General features: G+C 54.9%; 13 protein-coding genes and 1 pseudogene. 12 read left to right on the forward strand and 2 right to left on the reverse strand.

Features of this window, described 5'->3' with window-relative positions; all coding sequences use genetic code 11:
- The first annotated feature begins 17 nt into the window (after positions 1 to 17).
- The 3 genes from AOZ07_RS01520 to AOZ07_RS18030 are packed head-to-tail and all read left to right on the forward strand — an operon-like array spanning position 18 to position 3862.
- On the forward strand, positions 18 to 1775 hold the full coding sequence (locus AOZ07_RS01520; protein WP_075972387.1) for an ABC transporter ATP-binding protein: 1758 nt from the start codon (positions 18 to 20) through the stop codon (positions 1773 to 1775).
- A 13-nt stretch (positions 1776 to 1788) separates the two neighbouring features.
- Positions 1789 to 2967, forward strand: coding sequence for an arginase family protein (locus tag AOZ07_RS18025; protein ID WP_194943742.1), 1179 nt, complete (start codon positions 1789 to 1791; stop codon positions 2965 to 2967).
- Entirely contained in the window at positions 2960 to 3862 is a 903-nt protein-coding gene (locus AOZ07_RS18030) for a GNAT family N-acetyltransferase (protein WP_075972389.1), read from the forward strand. Before AOZ07_RS18025 ends, AOZ07_RS18030 begins: the two co-directional genes overlap by 8 nt.
- Positions 3863 to 4187: 325 nt before the next feature.
- Here the strand turns inward: AOZ07_RS18030 and AOZ07_RS18390 are convergent.
- Positions 4188 to 4775 (reverse strand): annotated as a pseudogene (locus AOZ07_RS18390) (ATP-binding protein).
- A 191-nt stretch (positions 4776 to 4966) separates the two neighbouring features.
- Between AOZ07_RS18390 and istA the strand changes: the two are divergent.
- The 3 genes from istA to AOZ07_RS01540 all read left to right on the forward strand — a co-directional run bounded on the left by istA (position 4967) and on the right by AOZ07_RS01540 (position 10632).
- A complete protein-coding gene (istA, locus tag AOZ07_RS01530) occupies positions 4967 to 6445 on the forward strand; it encodes an IS21 family transposase (protein ID WP_060700393.1) in 1479 nt (492 codons plus the stop codon).
- Positions 6445 to 7212, forward strand: a complete 768-nt coding sequence (locus tag AOZ07_RS01535) for an ATP-binding protein (RefSeq protein ID WP_060700394.1) — start codon at positions 6445 to 6447, stop codon at positions 7210 to 7212. The genes istA and AOZ07_RS01535 overlap by 1 nt, the downstream gene beginning before the upstream one ends.
- A 2616-nt stretch (positions 7213 to 9828) precedes the next feature.
- Positions 9829 to 10632 (forward strand): hypothetical protein, encoded by an 804-nt coding sequence (locus tag AOZ07_RS01540; protein ID WP_194943743.1) that lies wholly within the window; start codon positions 9829 to 9831, stop codon positions 10630 to 10632.
- Between the two features lie 1239 nt (positions 10633 to 11871).
- Here the strand turns inward: AOZ07_RS01540 and AOZ07_RS01545 are convergent.
- Positions 11872 to 12933 (reverse strand): hypothetical protein, encoded by a 1062-nt coding sequence (locus AOZ07_RS01545; protein WP_060700396.1) that lies wholly within the window; start codon positions 12931 to 12933, stop codon positions 11872 to 11874.
- 531 nt (positions 12934 to 13464) lie between these two features.
- Between AOZ07_RS01545 and AOZ07_RS01550 the strand changes: the two genes are divergently transcribed.
- From AOZ07_RS01550 to AOZ07_RS19145, 6 genes are all read left to right on the forward strand, one after another.
- Positions 13465 to 14049, forward strand: coding sequence for a type IV toxin-antitoxin system AbiEi family antitoxin domain-containing protein (locus tag AOZ07_RS01550; protein ID WP_194943744.1), 585 nt, complete (start codon positions 13465 to 13467; stop codon positions 14047 to 14049).
- A complete protein-coding gene (locus AOZ07_RS01555) occupies positions 14046 to 14894 on the forward strand; it encodes a nucleotidyl transferase AbiEii/AbiGii toxin family protein (protein ID WP_060700397.1) in 849 nt (282 codons plus the stop codon). The genes AOZ07_RS01550 and AOZ07_RS01555 overlap by 4 nt, the downstream gene beginning before the upstream one ends.
- A gap of 490 nt (positions 14895 to 15384) precedes the next feature.
- Complete coding sequence (locus AOZ07_RS01560) at positions 15385 to 16365, forward strand: hypothetical protein (protein ID WP_060700398.1); 981 nt, start codon at positions 15385 to 15387, stop codon at positions 16363 to 16365.
- A gap of 1297 nt (positions 16366 to 17662) precedes the next feature.
- Entirely contained in the window at positions 17663 to 17947 is a 285-nt protein-coding gene (locus AOZ07_RS01565) for a hypothetical protein (RefSeq protein WP_236995236.1), read from the forward strand.
- Positions 17947 to 18327, forward strand: coding sequence for a hypothetical protein (locus tag AOZ07_RS01570; RefSeq protein ID WP_060700400.1), 381 nt, complete (start codon positions 17947 to 17949; stop codon positions 18325 to 18327). The genes AOZ07_RS01565 and AOZ07_RS01570 overlap by 1 nt, the downstream gene beginning before the upstream one ends.
- A 270-nt stretch (positions 18328 to 18597) precedes the next feature.
- The gene (locus tag AOZ07_RS19145; protein ID WP_257720417.1) at positions 18598 to 18720 is read left to right on the forward strand and encodes a hypothetical protein; all 123 of its coding nucleotides are present in this window, start codon (positions 18598 to 18600) and stop codon (positions 18718 to 18720) included.
- Positions 18721 to 19028: the final 308 nt, after the last annotated feature.

Below are 19028 nucleotides of genomic sequence, written 5' to 3' on the forward strand. Positions count from 1 at the left end.
TACAAAGGAGTCATGTATTGAATCGTCTTCCTATATCCTCACGTAAAGAAGTCGTCGCAAGTATCATCCGTTTATCAAAGCTGCATCGAAAAAAAATTGTTCTAATCTGCTCAATTCAGCTCATTACTTCAGTAGTTGCGGTTCTTCCGGCATACTTTTTCGGCGTCGCAATCGATCAACTTTTTGCGCCGATAAGTGATTATAATTGGATTTCTCTTATATTCATTTCACTCTCAGTTGTGCTCCAATTTGGGTTAACACTGCTGTTCGCTAGAGTAGCCTTTAGGTTCAGTGAACAGATTTTCTCTGCCATCCGGGAAGATTTCGTCCAAGCCGTGACGTACATGGACCACAGGGAATTGGAAAAGGTTCCTACTGGCGATATCTTGAGCAGAGCAACCACGGACATGACTGCTGTTCAAGAAATCGTTCGTACCGGTGTTCCTGAAGTGATTAGTGGCCTATTAACTACAATTCTAACTGTGGTTATTGCATTTATTATCAATCCCTATCTAGGCCTTTGTTCGCTTCTTGGATTACCTTTTATAATATTTTTCACCCGTAGTTATGTCAGTGAATCACCTGCAGCTTATGCTGCTGAGCTTGAAGCGTCAGCTAACGTCACGACTACAACGGCGGAGACAGTGCGTGGCGCCATTATTGTGGAGACATTGGGGCTTGAATCCATTCGAGAGAGTAAGATTCATGAGTCGGTTTCTGAAGCTAAAAAACAGTCTTTGCGAACGCTGAGGCTTGAGCAACGATGGATTCCTGGTGTTCAGATTGGGTATCACCTTCCTCTTCTACTTACTCTCGTCGTTGGTGCCTTCTTGGTTCATCTTGGAAAAGCTTCCATCGGTGAAGTGACGACTGTTGTTCTACTTATGCAAGCAGTCCTTACACCACTGGACGACCTGATTTATTGGTTCGGCGAGGTACAGTCAGCTGCTGCGGCCTTCGGTCGATTATTGGGAGTATCCGCGACGAAGCAAGAGCCTTCCGGTATTGAACCAAGGGCGCACACGGGTATTGACATTCAGGATCTGAGCTTTGGCTTCGACACTAATAATTTGGTAATCGAGCATCTTGATTTGAGTATCGAGGCAGGAGATCATGTCGCTTTAGTGGGTGCATCAGGTGCAGGAAAGAGCACCTTGGCGCAGCTCATTACGGGGGTTTTGAGTCCAAGTTCCGGTAACATCTTAATTGACGGTCAAAAGATAACTTCATATGGTGTTAATTTGCCAAAAGTAGTATCGATGGTCACGCAAGAGGACCATATTTTTGGGGATTCACTTCGATTTAACTTACTCGTTGCCAATGAAGATGCTACTGACGACGATTGTCTCTTAGCTTTGACATCTGTCGGTGCAGTGTCTTGGGTTCTGGAGCTTCCCGACGGTTTGGATACCTTACTTGGTCCTGACAATTTTGAACTGTCTGTTCTTCAGAGCCGTCAGGTCGCCCTTGCTAGACTTCTACTTATCCGACCACATGTTTTCATACTCGATGAGGTAAGCGCGGGGATACCGTCCACAGTAATCAAAGCATTTAAAGATTTGCTGAGAATGCAATTACCGGATTCCATTGTGATTGAAATTGCACATAACCTTGAATCCGCAACAATTTCGGACAGAATCCTTGTTCTGGACCATGGGACTGTAGTTGAAGATGGATCACATGAAGAACTTATTGGAGTTGACGGATACTACCGTAAGCTCATCGACGATGCAGCCTCGGCCAGACGTTTAAAGGGGAATCATGCTTCAAGGTAACAGACTACTTGTTGTGAACCCTAATGTACGCAAGATCGCTCAATCGTCACTAAATGATCAAATTATGTTGTCGGGTTTTGAGGGTGATGAACAAGTTTATGTTTCAACAAGTACAATTAGACTAATTGAACGCTTCGCTATAGCTACTTGCCTAGATAACTTGTTAGCGGATGTTGTGAATGCAGGCCACAAACAGGTGTTAATTGAAACGGTTGAGGGTCTGTTTAGTCGCGGAATTCTTGTCGATGCGATCCAAGCAAGCTCATCAAGCCGGCTTTCTCGCGGCGTCTTCGGCTCGCCACTTATTTCGTTGGAGAACCTTTCGGAGTTTCCGTTCGATGTTGTCGTATTGGGTGTGCCCAGTGATTCGGGAGCAACATATCGCAAAGGCTCTCAATTCGGCCCTAATGAAGTGCGTAAATACAGCTCAGTGTTCCTCAACTGTGGACCTACAGGTGTTATCCCTGATATACATGACCCGCGGGGCGAAATTAGCTTATCGGGTATGAGGATTGGTGACCTTGGTGATCTCCTCTTGCCTTTTCCGGAGGGCACCCATGAAGCAAAGTTCGGGCAGATCGCTGAGGCGGTTTCCAGAATTTTCAAATCGGGAGCCATCCCTGTAATGCTGGGGGGTGATCATTCTATTACTTTGGGAGCTGTGAACGGTCTTTCTCAAGAATGCCAACGCAAATTGGGAATTATCCATATTGATGCTCACTACGATTACCATGATGCACGGTTCGACAGTCTGGAGAATGTACATCACGGTAACTTTCTTGGTTGGATCGTCTCCAACCAACGAGTTGCTCAGGTAGTTCAAATAGGTCAACGCCAGATCACACCTACGGCGCCCAAACCGCATCCTAAGGTCAAAAATTTTTCTTCTTCATCGATTTTCGATTATGGAATTGAACATTTAGTTGAAGAACTTTCCGATGATCTTTTTTGGTATATCACGATTGATGTTGATGTTCTAGATCCCTCCGTGATGCCCGCAACTGGAACGGTTTTACCAGGTGGTTGGGGTTTTAATGAGCTGGTTATGGTGGTAACTAGTATTGCCAGATCTCTGCGAGTTATTGGATTTGATATTGTTGAATTTAGTCCAAACGGTGGTGAGGTGGAGCCGTTAATTATTTCTGAATTATTGCTTCGAGCCATAAATTCTACTTTGGAGAATAATGCCTAAAATCGAGTTTTTATCGCCCAAGATGGGTGAATTACTGAGATGTCAAATTGATGCAAATGCTGGTATGAAATCTGATATTGACGATGAAACTAGGATTTTTGTTGATTTTTTTTCGGCGTGTCAAGAAAATTTGGTTATTTCACTCAGAGATGGATCGGTATATGTAGGTTTTGTTCGAATATTTATTACAAATGAACCTCACCGCCCTACTTTGGTTACGCTCTGGGGCACAGTTTTCAGTGCATATCGTAGCTTAGGTTACGGTTCGATCCTGCTAGATGCGGCCCTTGAGCGAATTGGTCGTATTGAAAGCAACGAGCTCATCGAAGTCTGGATTGATTCAAACGATCCACAGCTATCTGATATGTTGTCACATCGAGGATTTACTTATGGTGAGATTTCTGAGTTCACGAAACCTCTTTGTCGGGCGGATGCTCATACTATAGTTTCAGACAACCACCGAACATGGACGTTACGTGCGCCAACTGTTCATGACCTCAGAGAAATGGCTGAAGTTTTTGTTAGCCGCTTTCCATTCGCTATGGATACCCCTTCTGCCGATACTGTGATTGAACGATGGAATCGCCATCGGAACATTTCTTTGGACAATTCTCTAGTTGCTATCGACAGTGGTCGGATCGTTGCCTATGCACTATGTATAGTTTGGGCAGAGGACAAGAGTGATCTTTGGATAGAGTCTATTTGCGCAGCGCCTGGCTTTGTAGCAGCCGGTGAGGTCGTACTGGACAAGTCGATCAGACATGCATATTATTCTGAATTTTCTACAATTAGTTTGGGCACCGAGTCGAAAAATTCTCAACATGATTATCAGAAAAAGGGTTTCACTTTGACTTCGACTTGGCGTCGACATAAGGCTCTTATCTCTGCCAGCTGATTCGGTGCATCATTCGTTCCCCTCAGTGCGCTGCCGTTACATCCCATTGCTAAGTGGCGCCCTGAAATATTCCCAGCTGTCCAGCTCCTAGTCTTAGGACACCCCACTAGCTACACGCGTTTTCTTTGCGGTCCTACCTGTGTCGTGCCATGGTAAGTGATTGAGTAACATCTATATTTGCTGACCTGAGGTTTCCTTGTCCCAAGGTGCCAAATGTTTAGCAGACGTATTTGGTAGCACCTGTGTAACGACCCGGTAGCAGTAGTGCGTGGATCGGATAGCACCTTGAAACCACCCAGATCCATGCACTACTGCCCACCCTCTATTACACTTCGATACCAGCCTTGTACGTGCTGTCGTCATGCCGGCGCATGTTCGGCCCGTCGAGCTGGATCATCTCACTTTTCGAAACCAACCGATTCAGAATCGACTCAGCGATCACCGCATCATGTAGCGACCGGTACCAGTCCGGAGGATCGAACTGCGAAATGATGATCGTCGACCCCCGATATTCCCGAACTGCGAGAATGTTTAGCAGCTCACTGGCAATATGACTGCTAATCGGCGTGGTCAGAAAATCGTCCAGCAGCAGGATTTAGTAGTCATGCAGTTTCTGAATGGACCGCAACCGCTCCGGGTCAGAAGGCTGAAACACCGACAGATGATTCGCCAAATCATCCAACCTGAAATACCGAGCGGTGAACCCCTGCCGGCAGGCTGCGTTCAACAAAGCTTGAGCCAGATAGGTTTTTCCGACGCTGGACCGGCCGAGGATCACCACGTTCGTCGCGTTCTGCGCCCACCGGCAGGAAGCTGCAGAATAGCGCTTTCGGGTACTTCTGTTCTTGCAAGATGGTACTGCTGTTCTGCTTAGTTGGTACTGATGGTCACCGACCGCTGTTTTTCTAGTCATGGATATTCCCCGTTGTGAACCACGCAGGGTTCCAGGGAGTATCCCTGCCCCAAGGAGAATCCTGGAAAATGGATTATCGGCGCATCATGCAAATGCTCTTCGATGGATACACGTACACGGAAATCACGGCCGCGGTGAACTGCTCTTGAAGAGGCATTTCAGCAGTCAAGAAAGCCATCGACACCCACCAGATGACCGTGCAGAACCTCGCTGGCATTACCCACGCCAGGTTGGCGGAGATCGTCCCGGACCGGCGCAAAATGATCAGCTCGAACTATTCTGAACTGGACTTCGCCCTGGTTGCCGAGCAGCTGCAGTGCAATCGGTTCTTCACGCTGCAGCAAGCCTGGGTGAAATACACGGATCTGGACGATGGGCTGAGGAAATACAGCTATTCCCAGTTCTGTTCGAAGTTCCACCAGCACGCGGGGACCCATGATTTAGTGGCGACGCTGCAGCATGAGCCGGGCAAGGCCATGTTCGTTGACTGGGCTGGTCCGACCTTGACGGTGGTTGACACGGTGACTGGCGAGCAGTTCAAAGCGTTCTTCTTCGTCGCCTCGTTGCCATTCTCGTCCATGGTGTTCGCCAAGGCGTTTGCGAACATGAGGCAGGATGCGTGGAATCAAGCCCATGCTGACGCGTTGGAGTTCTTCGGCGGCGTTCCGCAAATGATCGTTCCAGATAATGCGAAGACCGCCACCCACTTCCGGCAGGACCGACGCACCGTTGCCAAGGGCGGTGCCCGCGAAGTGGTGGTCACCAAGTCCTATGCTGCGTTGGCTAAACACTATGGGACAGCGATCGTGCCGGCACGGCCGGGCAAGCCCCGTGACAAGGCCCATGTTGAGCGGATTGTGCAGGTCTTCGAAACGATGGTCCTGGGGTATCTGGCCGGCGGGGACTTCGAGAGCTTTGAGCAGCTCAACGAGGCAGTGCAAGACCGGCTGGAACATGTGAATTCCAAGGTGCACCGCACCAATGGGATCAGCCGGGCCGAACTGTTTGCCAGTTCAGAGAAATCCTTGCTCAGACCCTTGCCGCCGTACCGGTTCGAGCAAGTTGAATACAAGCAGTTGAAGGTGGGGCCGAATTATCACGTTCATTGCGATTACCAGTATTACTCGCTGCCGTATCAGCTGGTCGGTCGCACGTTGAGCACGCAGCTGACCCAAACCAAGGTGACGGTGATTGACGGGACGCTCGTGGTGGCCGAGCATCCGCGCCTGGAAGGACGCCGCGGCCAGCATTCCACGCTGGAAGCCCATATTCCGCCGCAGCACAAGGATGTTTCCGGTCTTTGGAGCCGGGAGTGGTTCATCGCTCATGCCCAGTCTTTCGGCCCTGCAACCGTTGATGTCATCACGGCCGTATTGGATCGTGCCGCTGTTGAAGCGCAGGCATTTGTCGAGTGCCGCAATATCGTCAAGGGACTGGGGGCCAAGCACCGCAGCTTGCTGGAGCCAGCCTGCAAGTATCTGCTGGAGCGGGGTGGATATTCCTCATACAGCGGGCTGAAGCGGATCATCGCAACGATGGCTCAAGAAGAGAAGCAGCGAGGGCCTGTGGTGCCGGTTCCGGAGGCGGCCAAGGACTTGTCCGGGGAATCTGAACGACTGCGTGAATTCGTCAGGGCGCCTGGCTACTACTCGCGGGGCGGTGGCCAGTAATGCTCAGCGACGCAGACCAGAAGAAGATCAAGGACTTGCGGCTGACGGCCTTCGCGCAGAAGTTCTTCGAGCTGACCGGCGAACAAGCCAATGAGCGGCTGACCCCGGAGGAGGTGTTCATGCAGGCTGTTGAGCATGCGGTCGATACCCGTCGGGGCCGGCGGATCGACAAGTTGATTTCGCAGGCCGGATTCCCGTTGCCGACCGCATCGATTGCCCAGATCCATTATCTTCCCGGCAGGAAGATCGACGAGGCCAGAATGCGCCGGTACCTGAGCCATGAATGGCGGGCTGATCCGAAAAACCTGCTGATCATTTCACCAACAGGCGGTGGCAAGACGTACTTGGCGTGCGCGATCGGGGTGGCTGCCTGCCATACCGAGCACACGGTGTTTTACCGTCGGATGGACGACTTGGTCAGGGACTTCCGGCTTGCGCGGGAAGATGCCCGCGATTACCAACGGCTGCTGATCAAGCTGCGTACTGTTGACGTGTTGATCATTGACGATTTCATGACCGTGGGCATTGACCAGCAAGGGGCCAGCGAGCTGTTTGCCGTGCTTTCCGACCGCGAGTACACGTTGCCGACGATTATCGCTTCGCAGACTGATCCGGAGTACTGGGTTTCGGTAATCCCGGACAGGATTGCCGGGGATTCAATCGTGAACCGGTTGGCCACGAATACCAGGTGGTTGCCCCTTGGAGCGTTGGACATGCGTAAGCAGCTTGGAGATCAGGCCCGAAAATCCAAGGATTTCTGGGAATAGGTTTCGAAGCCCTGAATACTCCTAGGACCTTGAAGATCCTCGGGGCCTGATGGCTCAATAATATCGTTCTGGGTCCGGCATGCTCCTGGCCCAGAACGTTGCCAATGCCATGGAGCGGTACCAACAAGCCGGAATCGCGGTACCCGGTAGGTGGAAGCGAACCGTACCAAGTCGCCAGAACGGGCGTACCATTTCACCCTATTCGGCAAAGCTAACCTGCCCACGACCTCACGCGTCAGCGACCTGTCCGGCAAATGCCGGATGTCCTCAACAAAAGCTCCCAGTTTCGGTGTGCCAGAGGCCTTGAGTAGTTTCTGCGTCCTGCGCTCATTCCTGGCGATGTTCTCCTGCTCCAAGGCATAACGAATCTTTGCGGAGAATGTCCACTGATCAAACGTGGTACCGGGGCTTGCGGTGTGGTGGGCTGCTGGTCTTCCTTGGTCGCCGAAGATTCGGGCCGAAGGTTCTGGCAGCTGCTGGTCCGGTCGGTTTCGTTGAATCTCGTTCCTCAAGCCCAGAAGGCAAAGGGGGGCAAGGGCTGGCTTGGGAGATTGATGCTCGGGTGGGGACCAGCCCGGGATCGGGCGCCCTGGGACCGGTAGTTGGTGGTATGTCCCCCTTTGGGGTGTGCCGGCCGCCGCAGCTCGCTGGTCGCCATCTTGGCTGCAACAGGCCGCGCACGCCAAGTAAAGCCTCTTTTGAACCAGTGTTCCAAGATGCTGCACTTCGACCGGCTCAGTAAGGAAGACAGCTCCTATGTTTGGTGGCGTTCCCAGGGAGTGCGGGCAGATGCCCAGGCTCCTTTTGGGTGCGACTATCTTGTGACGGCCACGAGCGTACCGCCTGTCTTCGCTGGTTCTGATGGTGTTGGTGAATGAGGACAGAACTCGCGCCCTTTCGCAGACACCCTCATACCTGCAAAAGGGGGCACTTTGCTACCCAGCCCCGGCCCGGAATCACGGGGGAGAGAGCGCTGTGGGCGCGGAACGGGCAGAACTCGCGCCCTGGGGCGACGCTCGGGTTGGTTGCGCTCGCCGTTCACATCACCCGGGTTCTCGCATGGTGCCTGGTTGGCGGGGACATACCGCCCGTGCGCGCGGGCTGCCGGCGGGCCCGCAGCTGGCAGCTCGTCCTCCTGGACACTGGGGCTTTGGCACGGTCGTTTGCTTGTCTCCTTGGGGTTGATGGTCCCGGGTTGATGGTGCTGGTACGTCCCGGAATTCCGTCTCGTCGTTGTGCTCGTCGTTGGCCAATCTCACCGCGGGGATCTGCGCGAATGCTGGTGCTTTTACCAGGTTGTCGTTGGCTGGTGTGGGATGCGTACCAGTTTGGTTTCCAACGCCGAGGCAGTGGCTGGCCAGAAATTTTTATGAGGTTTTGGTGCGAAAACAGCGCTTTCTTGGGGCCTTTCTATATAGAGAGGCCTTTCTTTGAAGGTTCTTTCCGGGACCAGGCTGACGAAGATCAGCAGATGCCAAGTGGGTTCAGCGTTCAGGGGCTGCATCCCACTTAAGCATTCTGCTCCCAGTCAGTCTGTGTGCCGCGACAGCTTCTCCACCCAGCGGGGAGCGCGATGCAGAGCAGAAGAGGAAGAACTAATTATGGGGCGGCATCGAGTTTCGAAGGGTTCGGCAGTACACCGTAAAGGGCTGATTGGCATGGGGAAATGGCTGGCGCACGTGGTTGCCTCAGCAGTGGCCAGGGAGTTGATTCGTGATTTGTTCTCCCACTTTTGCAGTTGATCAGCTTGTCTGCGGCGGTCGGTGGGTGTTTTGTGCTTGGGGCTTGATGCTTGTGGCTGAGGGGGCTTGCCGGTCGCTTCTGGCATCGCAGCGGTAAAAGGGACGAATCCTTGGGCGTTCAACTTGGGAGTGGATCTGGTGATGCCAGGCGTTGTGGGGACATACCGTCACAGCGGCGGGCCTGCAGCCGAGGCCGGCCGCCGCCATCGAAGCGCGCGGGCCACTGCATCCGGGGCCTGGGTGCCAGGTGCCTCACCGAGAACAGGGCGCGTACCGGTTTCACGTCAGTTTTCGTGGACCGGAAGCACCCGTGGCGGGCGGTATGTCTTGGGCTCCTGTCCGCGCTCGCCGTGGCCACGAGGATGATCCTCCGGGGAAGACTCTGCTCTTCTCGCGGATCTCGTGTAGCCATGGTGCCTGGTTGGTGGGGACATACCGCCCCTGTCCTGGGCCTGCAGCGGATCCGGATCCGGCCGCCAGGTACGTGCCCAGGGGCACTGGCTCAACCCGGCCTTGGCGCTAAGCCAGGCCCCTGCGGGCCGATCCCTGACCGATGGTATGCCTGCCGCCTCTGAAGGCTACTCACTCCAGAAGACCGGCAGCGTACTGTGCCAAGCAGGCGCTCGCCGTTGGGAGGTATGGTCCGCCCGCTTGGCACGCCTCCTGCACTCCTTCCTACGGGTTCCAGGGAAGCTGCCGGCCCTCGTGCCTGGAGCGAGCACATGACGGTACGTCCCTCCCTGCCGTAGCTGCACTTCTTGCGGCCCACGGAGCTCGTCGACGGCTACCAACTGGGTTGGTTGAAACGCCTAGTCAGAGGGTGGCGATTTTTTTGTGCACGGGTCACCTCTCACAGACCGGCATGATGGGTGGCATGAATTCCTTAAACGATCTATTAGCGCCCTTACCCTCAGTGGCAGCGTTCTTTGCTGCGATCTCTGGTCTGATCACGGTGGTTAAGCCCCTGTTTAGTTCGGGGGCGCGCTATCAGAAGAAGGCTGAGTTTTGGCGTGAAGAAGTCAACAAGAGCCGCAACGGTCAGCTCACTGCGTTCTTTCAGGAGAAGCACCGATTTTATTTGGCGAAAGTCTATGCCCAGTCGTTTTTCAATGCCAGCGCCTACTCGTGGGCGGTAGTAACCGCTGTTTTCTGCTGGTTCTTCGCAAGCCTTGTGTGCATGGCCCTGACAGCGAGCACTGACACTTCGGCTGCTTTTATGGAGACTGAAACACTTGTTACGGCTCTGGTGCTAGGAACTTTGAGCTTGATTTATCTCGCACGGTGTTTCTATAAATTCATGGACAATACACTCCGACGCCGAATCGCGTTTGAAGCGGTTGTGAATGAAAAGCAGCCACCGTCCGCCACAGGTGCCTTGCCCCGTTTTCGCAGAGGGGTACTTTCGAGCGCTTTGTTTGCCGGGGGCGCTGTATGCCTTGGAAGCTTTCTAGCGTTTACGCTTGCGGCTCTCACGAAAGACGCTCCAATAGACACAGCTGCAGCACCTTATGCGATTTTATGTGCCCTCCTTCTGGTGCTTGCCTTCTCTGCGCGTGGGTACTGGTATGACAATGTCACTACTCCTGATTTGAGGGATCAGAGCATGAAGCAGAGTGATTCGGCGTATCTCTTCCTTCGAAAGCGCCGCAACCACGGGGTCGGAGAACCAAGAGGTTAGACATCTGATTGGCTGCTGGCGTGTACTACAGGCTCCTGGGGGACATACCACCGGGCGGGCTGGCTGCAGCGCGGCCGCCGGCGCCCTCCAGGGGGAGAAGTACCTTCTTTGGGCAGGTCGCCCTGGGCGCGGTCAGCTGGTGGTACGTCCTCGCCTTCTCTCAGCGGCTGCTGCTCTCGAAGATCCGGATCTGGCTGCTACCGGAATCCGGTCGTGCAGTCCTGGCAGGTGGCCGGTGGTATGTCCCTCCCACCGGCCCACCTGGCGATAGTAGGCCTTACTGCTGTAATCCAAGGGGCTTCAGCGCGGGCTACTGCGTTCTGCATCTATTGGCGTTACTTGTGCAGGGGGTGAGGGCGCTCGCTGTGCGTCAGGACGCGTCAGGACGCGTCAGCATTTGCTGAGATTCAAGCTAGTGGCTCATCAGCCCTGAAGTTGGCCTGCTGGCCTGGGCACGCTTGGTACGTGATTCTGCGTTGCATCTGGTCCCCTGGGCTGGCCAGATGCGCAGGGCAGAGCAAGGCTGATGCGGGGGACAGCTGGATCGTGGCGCTTGAACGAACCGAACCTCATGGGTTTCCGCAAGGACACGGCGCGCATACTGCATCCATTGGTGAAAGGGCTCTCTAAGAAGCGCACTCCGGTTCCGGATACTGTGGATAAGCTTCGCTTCGCTGCGCTGATCAGCAAGCATTGCACCTCGTTGTAGGGAGGCGGTGCATCGGGTCCTGCAATGCTGCAACTAGGCCCCACGGGGTGGGGACATACCATCATGCGGCCGCCCTGCAGCGAGGACCGGCCGGCGCCTTCGTCCTCCGGGGCCTGGTCTTCGGTGGTATGCCCACTGATGTCGCCAGTGACCGATCTTGGCCCTCAGAGCTCAGCGAACCCGGCCAGCCATCTGGCGGTACGTCCCCCGCTGCACGTGTTGCTTCTTGTCCACCAGGCGCTCGCCGAACATCGCAACCGCGTATTTGCACTCAGGGATCCAATAACGGCGCCTGTCAAACTTCTGCCGGGCGCTGAGGTTCTTTGCGCATGAGGCGCAGGCCAGTTCAGCAAGCTGTGGCCATTGCTGCCTTCTTGGACATGGATGGCATGTCCCCAAGGCGCCTAGGGGACATGCCATCCATCGTCTCTCCTGCGGTGAGGGCCGGCTGAAGCCTTTCGAGACTAGGCCTCTGTAGCGGGTGTTGAGAGCAGGCCAAGCCGCGATGTTCCGCTTTGAGATTCTTATTGCTAGTTTCTGAATGTCGCGTTCAAAACCCAGCTGCCAAGTGCTTCGACGAACCCGTCAGTATCAGTTGCTTCCAGAGTGGCGAGGGTGATGGTTTGCCCTCTCAAACTCAATTCGACGTCTATTTTTGCGAAGACATCACGTTCCCACGGGCCTGTATTACGCATATTGATATTAGGACTGATGTAGAGGACTGCATCGCCATGCATGAACTCTTTGCTCGCAGCATATTTCCGATACTCTGTGGAAAGGATGCTCTGATCGACATCAGCGTGAACGTCCTCGGCGATCTTAGGACCTTCTTCTCCTGAATGATCTAGATGGACTCCAAAGAGAGAGGCCGGCAGTACAAGATGGGCCATGAGGCTCAGACCTGGCTCTAACTCGGCTCCGCCACGAGCGTTGACTGTCTTTGACGCAGCTTCCAACTGCTCAAGCCGGTGAATCAAAGTCCGAGCGCCCCATCGTTCAGCAGGTCCGTGATCGATATCGAATACCTGCACCACCCACCCAGCAGAGCCATCTGGTAGATAGTTTCCATTGAGCCCCATTTTGGTGGCCATCGTAATATCCGCTGCTTGCCACACGCGGGAATCGGGTTCGACCGGATCATGTCCGGTAGGCAGCAATTGAAGCGATTCATGGCGGGCCATCGCATCGATCTCTAGTTCCTCAGCGATTGAAAGACGTTGGGCACGCGTGAGGGTATTTGCCATTGTGGGAAAGCCGAAGGATAGGGCTTCTGCTAGGTCGCTTCCTGTCCATGACTCGCGGTGACGGCAACCTTCAAACATGGGACCACTGATCGTGGGTACGTCCGTTGTTTCGCGCAAAGCATGAATCAGTGATTGCAGATACGTTTCTGCCTTATCGTAGACGTCCAGCCACGCAGCCGCGTCCCACATGGATTCGGAAATTCGGGTCAGGCCATCTGCAAAGCGAGAAGCTTGACGTGAGTCCGTGAAAGTGGTGACTTTTTTGCTGTGTGATTCTGCGTCTTCTCCGGGCCAAGTGGCGATGATGGAAATTTTTCCCTGTGACGGCAAACAGCTGTAGAGAGTCATTGTGTACTCCAATTTTGGATGATGCTGAGCAAGTCGTTGATCCTCGTCCGCAGGTTATGAAACGGCTAAAAGCGGGCGCAGTAAAATCAAGGATTGAGCAAAGCTAAGAATAATGGGGATGACGGTAACTTTGCGGCACTACCGCGAAGCCAATCCGATAATTGAAATCCTAGGCCAGAAGTTGCAAAGCAAGAGGATAAGACACGCCGAAGAATAAGCTGAACCGCAATAGGCGCATTTTGCTCCCACAGGGGTAGCCCTGGGCGCGCTCGCCGGTGGGGTTCGAAGGGCTTGGTGACAGCGATGATGGTCGTGGTCGTGGTGATGGCCCGGTCCGACCCAAAGCAGCGTTTACCTTCTCTTGCTTGTCTTCTTGCGACTTCCAAGGCGGGGGCTTTACGTGGACGGCATCCAAGGCGCTTTGGCTTCGAAAGACCATGGATGACGCCACCGCGGCCGGGGTGGTGCAACAAAACGTCTACAGATAAACTTATCTGTAAACGTTTTGTTGCATGAAGGGGTGAATAGTGAATGAGCGCAAACAAGTCGAACAGATCTGCAGGGTTGCAGGCGGTCAGGCCTGACACCCTGCGAGGACTGACGCGCAGCGCCTTGTTGCGGGGCGTGAACGAGGGGCGCTGGGAGCGGATCGCCCGCGGCATTTACCTACCCTCTGACGCGCCGCCGATGGATTGGGACCAGCTGGAAGCCGCTACGCGCCGTCCTGAGGCCACCATCTGCCTCATTTCTGCACTGGCCCATTACGACCTCACTGACGAGATCCCTGACGCGTTGGATATGGCCATTCCTCGGGGCACCCGCACGCCCCAAACCGCGGGGGCGATTCGCTGGCACCACTTCGACAAGGAAACTTTTGACCTAGGCCGCAAAGAGATCACGATCCCGGGCAGCTCACAATTGATCGGGATTTATAGTCCTGAACGCACAATCGTTGATTGCTTCCGCCTGCGCTCGACGATCGGCTACGAAATTGCTAGGGACGCAACCAAAGAATGGCTGCGCCGCGGCGGCAAGCCAGCCCAGTTGATGCAGATTGCTACCCAACTGCCACGGGCCAAATCATTAGTCCTCAATACCTTGGAGCTGCTGTCATGAACGCTGACGAGATCTACCGGCGGATCCAGAAAGCCGCCCGCGCCGCCGCAACAAAGTACGGGATCCCTGCGCCGACGCAAGAATATCTGACCCGTCACGCCCTGGAATCCTTCTTGGACCGGCTGAACCACACCCCGCACCAGAACGACTTTGTACTCAAAGGCGGCCTGCTGCTCGGAGCGTATGGCGTACGACGCCCAACGAAAGACGCCGATTCCAACGCGATCAACGCAGATGTCACTCCGGAGCATTTGAAGCAAGTTGTCCGCGACGCAGCAGATGTTGCAGTCGACGACGGCGTGCTCTTTGACCTCGACACCCTCACGGTGGAGGAAATCCGAGATGACGCCGACTACCCAGGAATGCGCCTACGCGTGAGCGTCTCCATCGCCACGTGGGATGGCGTGGTCTCCTGGGATGTCTCCACCGGCGACCCGATCGTTCCCGCACCAAGGAAAGTGACCCTTGATCGTGTTCTTGGAGAGCCCCTCACCCTGATTGGGTATGCCCCGGAATCAACTGTGGCTGAAAAGGGAGTCACGATCCTTGAACGCGGAACCACAAGCACCCGATGGCGGGACTACGTCGACATCGTCACCCTCGGCGAGGCAGACCTTGATCATCAGGAGCTGATCCGAGCAGTACGGGCCGTGGCTGATCATCGGGGCGTTCGATTGCAGCCGATCGGCCCTGTAGTGGAAGGGTACGGGCTGGTCGGCCAAGCGAAGTGGGCTGCTTGGAGACGCAAGCACAGGTTGGCTGGTGTATGCGAAGAGAGCTTGGATGATCAGATGATCCGGGTTGCAGCGATCCTCGACCCTGTCTTCACAACGGAACAAGACTAATGCGCACGCTGTAGGGCGGGGGCATACGTTTGCTGAAGCCATTTAGTTTCACGAGGCCGAAGCTGCGGAGCATCGTGCTCCTTAAAGGCAGTGGCCCCCGTTCCACCGGGGGCCACTCGCCACGCGATACGTTCAGCGGGCTTTTAAGCCGAGTCCATAGCTAATCCAGGCGACTAGTCGGTACTCACTGACGACCCTTTGTCTGTACCAATAGATCTAGGGCGTACCGTGCTACAAGCTAAAGAAATTGGACAATTCAGCGGGCCACCTAAGCCCAGGGTTTACCGGTCCCGAGTGCTTAGTTCCTGCTGAACAGTTGAATCTTTCCAACCTGATAAAACAAGGCTAGCACATAGTTTTTGGCAAAACATCAGGTCAGAAAGGTATAAATTACGTTAGTTGATGAGTAATAGCTACATTAGGATAAGAGTTGAACATACGTTAGTTGAATGAAGGCTTAGTTCTTGACCATAGAAGAATGTAGGACATTATGAGTACCATTCAGACCCGAAAAGCCTCAGGCTCATCAGCAAGTGAAAAAGCCGCAAATTCAGACCCTGAAAAAGCCTCTGAGCTCACCTCAGAACAGAAGCTGGAAGACCTAAGACTCAAGCGTCGCCTCGACCATTCGAAGGCACTAGCAATAGAGCTCGATCGGAGTGTGGGCGCTCGCCGTACGGCGGCTCTCGTGCGAAAGTCCTTTGTTCGCAATGATGACCCAGAGATCAAGCCCCCGCTCCAACAGCTGGTCGCTAAAGCCGGAGGGCGCGGCGCAACTGTTCCGGTCTTGCTCTACATCGCCTTGCTTTGGAAATGTGCTGCTAAGCCCTACGATGTTCAGCTGCCCGCCCGCAAGTGGGCCGAGCTATTGGCCTTACCTGATCCTTCGACTAAGGGCGCTCGGCGAATTACTAACGCCCTCGAAGTTCTCGCAAACTTGAAGCTAGTCAAACTTGAAAAATCCCATGGGGAACCAACCAGAGTGATTTTGCGCGACGAATCAGGTGAAGACCGAAAGTATGAGAACCCATCAACCGCCTATTCGCTTAAAAGCAACAACCGTGACCTCTATTTCAAAGTTTCAAGTCGGTTGTGGACTTCCGGACAGATCCAACAATTGAAAGCCCCAGAACTCTCCATGCTTTTGATCCTTCTGCAAGAAGGCGGCCATCGACGAGACACTGACCCTCTGGCAAATTTTTTGCAGCGACGTGGTGAGCTACTAGGGGTCGAAGTATGGTTCACCACTGAGAATTTCCCTGCTCGCTATGGAATCAGCCCATCCATGCGCTCACGAGGTACTAAAGGGCTATGTGAGGCCGGATTGCTTGAAACCGAGCGCCGACCAGTGGGCCCTCCTGGTAAGCCCGTCAGTTTCTCAACTGAAAAACTGCGCAAAATTTACAGGCTTCAGGGTGACGCCGTTATCGCTGAAGCTTCCATTAAAGATCAAAAGAAAACTAAAAAGTAGCCTCAATTTTTTCACGGAAGTAAGAAGGGTGGACGAAAGCCGCGATGCAACCAGGCCACGAGGGGGCATGCCCTCACGCTGTCGCCTAGCAGCGAGGAGGAGCCGGCGCCTTTGTTCGCCCGGGGATCGCTAGCGGAACCCGACGGTACGTCCTGTCTCACCAGCTCCGGGTCCGGCGCGCAAGGATGAGCAATGATCCAGCGTTGACGCTGGTGGTACGTCTCCCAACACTCCGCACTATGCGCCAGCCCTGAAAACGTCTTGCGGGCCCGTAGCCGACGGCTGGCCGTCATCGCGCGGTACTCAACCTGCAGAAACCAGGGGAGTAGCAACCCGAAACCTCAAGCCATACTCACCTGATTCCTCGCGAGGCAGAAGAAACCCCTACGGTGAGCACCCCCTGTAGGCCCACCGGCAGCGCTCGCCGTGGACCCGCTCCCCGGACCAGACACAGCGAGGCCGTGGTGTCTTCCCCTGAGACGGGCTGGCGGCCAGGCATGGCCCTGGAGCGCAGGCGGCATGATGTGCGGCCAGGCTCGGTGGGGACATACCTCCACGGCGGCGCTGCGAAGAGTGGATCGACCCATAGGGCGCCATCAACGAACCAGGTGTTCGCTCGACCAGGTCCAGCTACCATCGACGGTAGACTCCTTTCCGGACTCCGACCCCGGCGCCGAGCTTAGGCATTCACCCCAGAACTCAGCAAGCTAACCCGCTGCCAGGCTCGGTGGGGACATACCAACGGGCGGGCCGCCGGCAGCAGATCCGGCCAGCGCATCTCATCAGTGAGGTCCTACCCCCTGGAGGGTACGTCCTTGGCTCCCTTCAACAGCAGAACCTCGACGACCACGCAACCTCCTCTGCGCCCGGGCGCCATTTAACTCCTCCCTGGGCGTTCATCTTCACGGAAGACGTCTGCAGCCTGGGACTCGTCCCGCGGTCGGTATGTCCCGCCGCCGCGACCACTGTTCCTTGTGGCTCAGCGCTCGCCGGAGCGAGCTCCTCCCCTCGGGAGCGGCTACGGACCACCCATCAGTGTTCCGTTATCGTGTCGCAGGGTAGGAGCGCAAAAGTGTGATATTGCAACTTATTTTAGTGGTAAATCAGTGGTACGATGGTTTTAGCGGAAAAAGATCCCGCCTCTACGAGAATGATGAATCAGACAAGCGCAGATGCGCGTCAGTGAATGGAACTACAGATGGGAATCACAACGACTATAGGAACAGTCCATGCGGAAACTTCCCGCATGGACTTCCGTGAGATTGTGCGGAGGTTAAATGCGTCCCTTGGGGCTGCAATGGTTTCCGCGTTAGCGGGTGCTAAGGACCCTAAGGCAAGCTACCGCTGGCAAAAGGAGAATGGAACGGTCCCTTCGGATGCGTCCCAGGCTCGTATTCTGCTGGCTCACCGTGCGTGGATGATGGTCTCCGATGTTGACGGAGAACAGGTAGCGCGCCAATGGTTCCTTGGCGCTAATCCCTGGCTCGACGAAATTTCACCCGTCGAAGCTATTCATCAAGATCGGTTCAAGGCTGTGATCGACGCAGCCGGAGCCATGTCCTCAGGAGGTTACAACGGATAATGATCGGCACATTGGAAGAAGTGGACGGTCAGCCAAGCATCGTGCGAGAACCATTGGCTGGCTTTCGCATCGCAGCTGAAAGCTACGGTGCTCTTAATCCCCCGGAACGGGGTTACTTCTTCCCGGATGACGTCGGAGTGTGGAACAGGTACGACACTACCGGCCGCACACTTTACGCAGCGTCCACGTGCCTCGGCGCATTCACTGAATGCCTCTACGGGTTTCGACTGGACCGTAGGGCTCGCACGGCTATCGACTTCATGGCGGAGCAGTTCGGCATCACACCCGAGGAAGCCCACATCCTCTATATCGAGGAACAGCAAGAGCTTGGACACGAAGAACCAAGAACGTTTCCCAAAAACTGGCGTGAAGGACGCTGACTCTACGAACTGACCAGCGAGGAGGACCTTGTCTGGTTCGACCTGGGCACGGCGCATTCGCTGGCCTATATCGACCGGAACCTTGGCCCAGAAATCGCCAAAACCTGTGGCGTAAAAGCCGTAGATCTATCCCACCTGCTCGGGGTAGACCGCAAACTCACCACCTTGATTTCCACGAGATTGCGCAATCTGCGGCTCCATGACGGTAGCTTCGCTGACGGGATCCGCTTCACGTCCCGACACGGAATCGGCACTTGCTGGGCGTTTTGGATGAGACGCACCGATGACGGGCTAGACAACGACCTGATTTCCGCTAGCGAGGGCCAGGAAATACACGCAGATGACCCAGATCTGCGCGATGTTTCCCAACGGTTCAACATCCGCTTCAGCTAAACGTTCAAGGGCCTATCCTGCACGATCTGACCAAGGCAGAGCCACAGGATAGGCCCTTCAAGTATCCGTGCTTGTCCTAACCCAAGAAACCGGGTGCTGCCAGGCGCTGTGGAGCCGTACCATCGGCGGGCCGCCGGCAGCAGATCCGGCCAGCGCATTGCATGAGTGAGGTCCTAGCCTCCGGAGATACATCCTTTGATTTCCTCCAGGTAAAGAATTCGACGACCACGGAAGTCTTCTGCAGCCTGGGACCCGCCCCTGTGGGCGGTGCGTCCCTCTTGGACATGCCAGGGCTATCTCGAAGCACA

This window comes from Glutamicibacter halophytocola (assembly GCF_001302565.1).
GTDB lineage: Bacteria > Actinomycetota > Actinomycetes > Actinomycetales > Micrococcaceae > Glutamicibacter > Glutamicibacter halophytocola.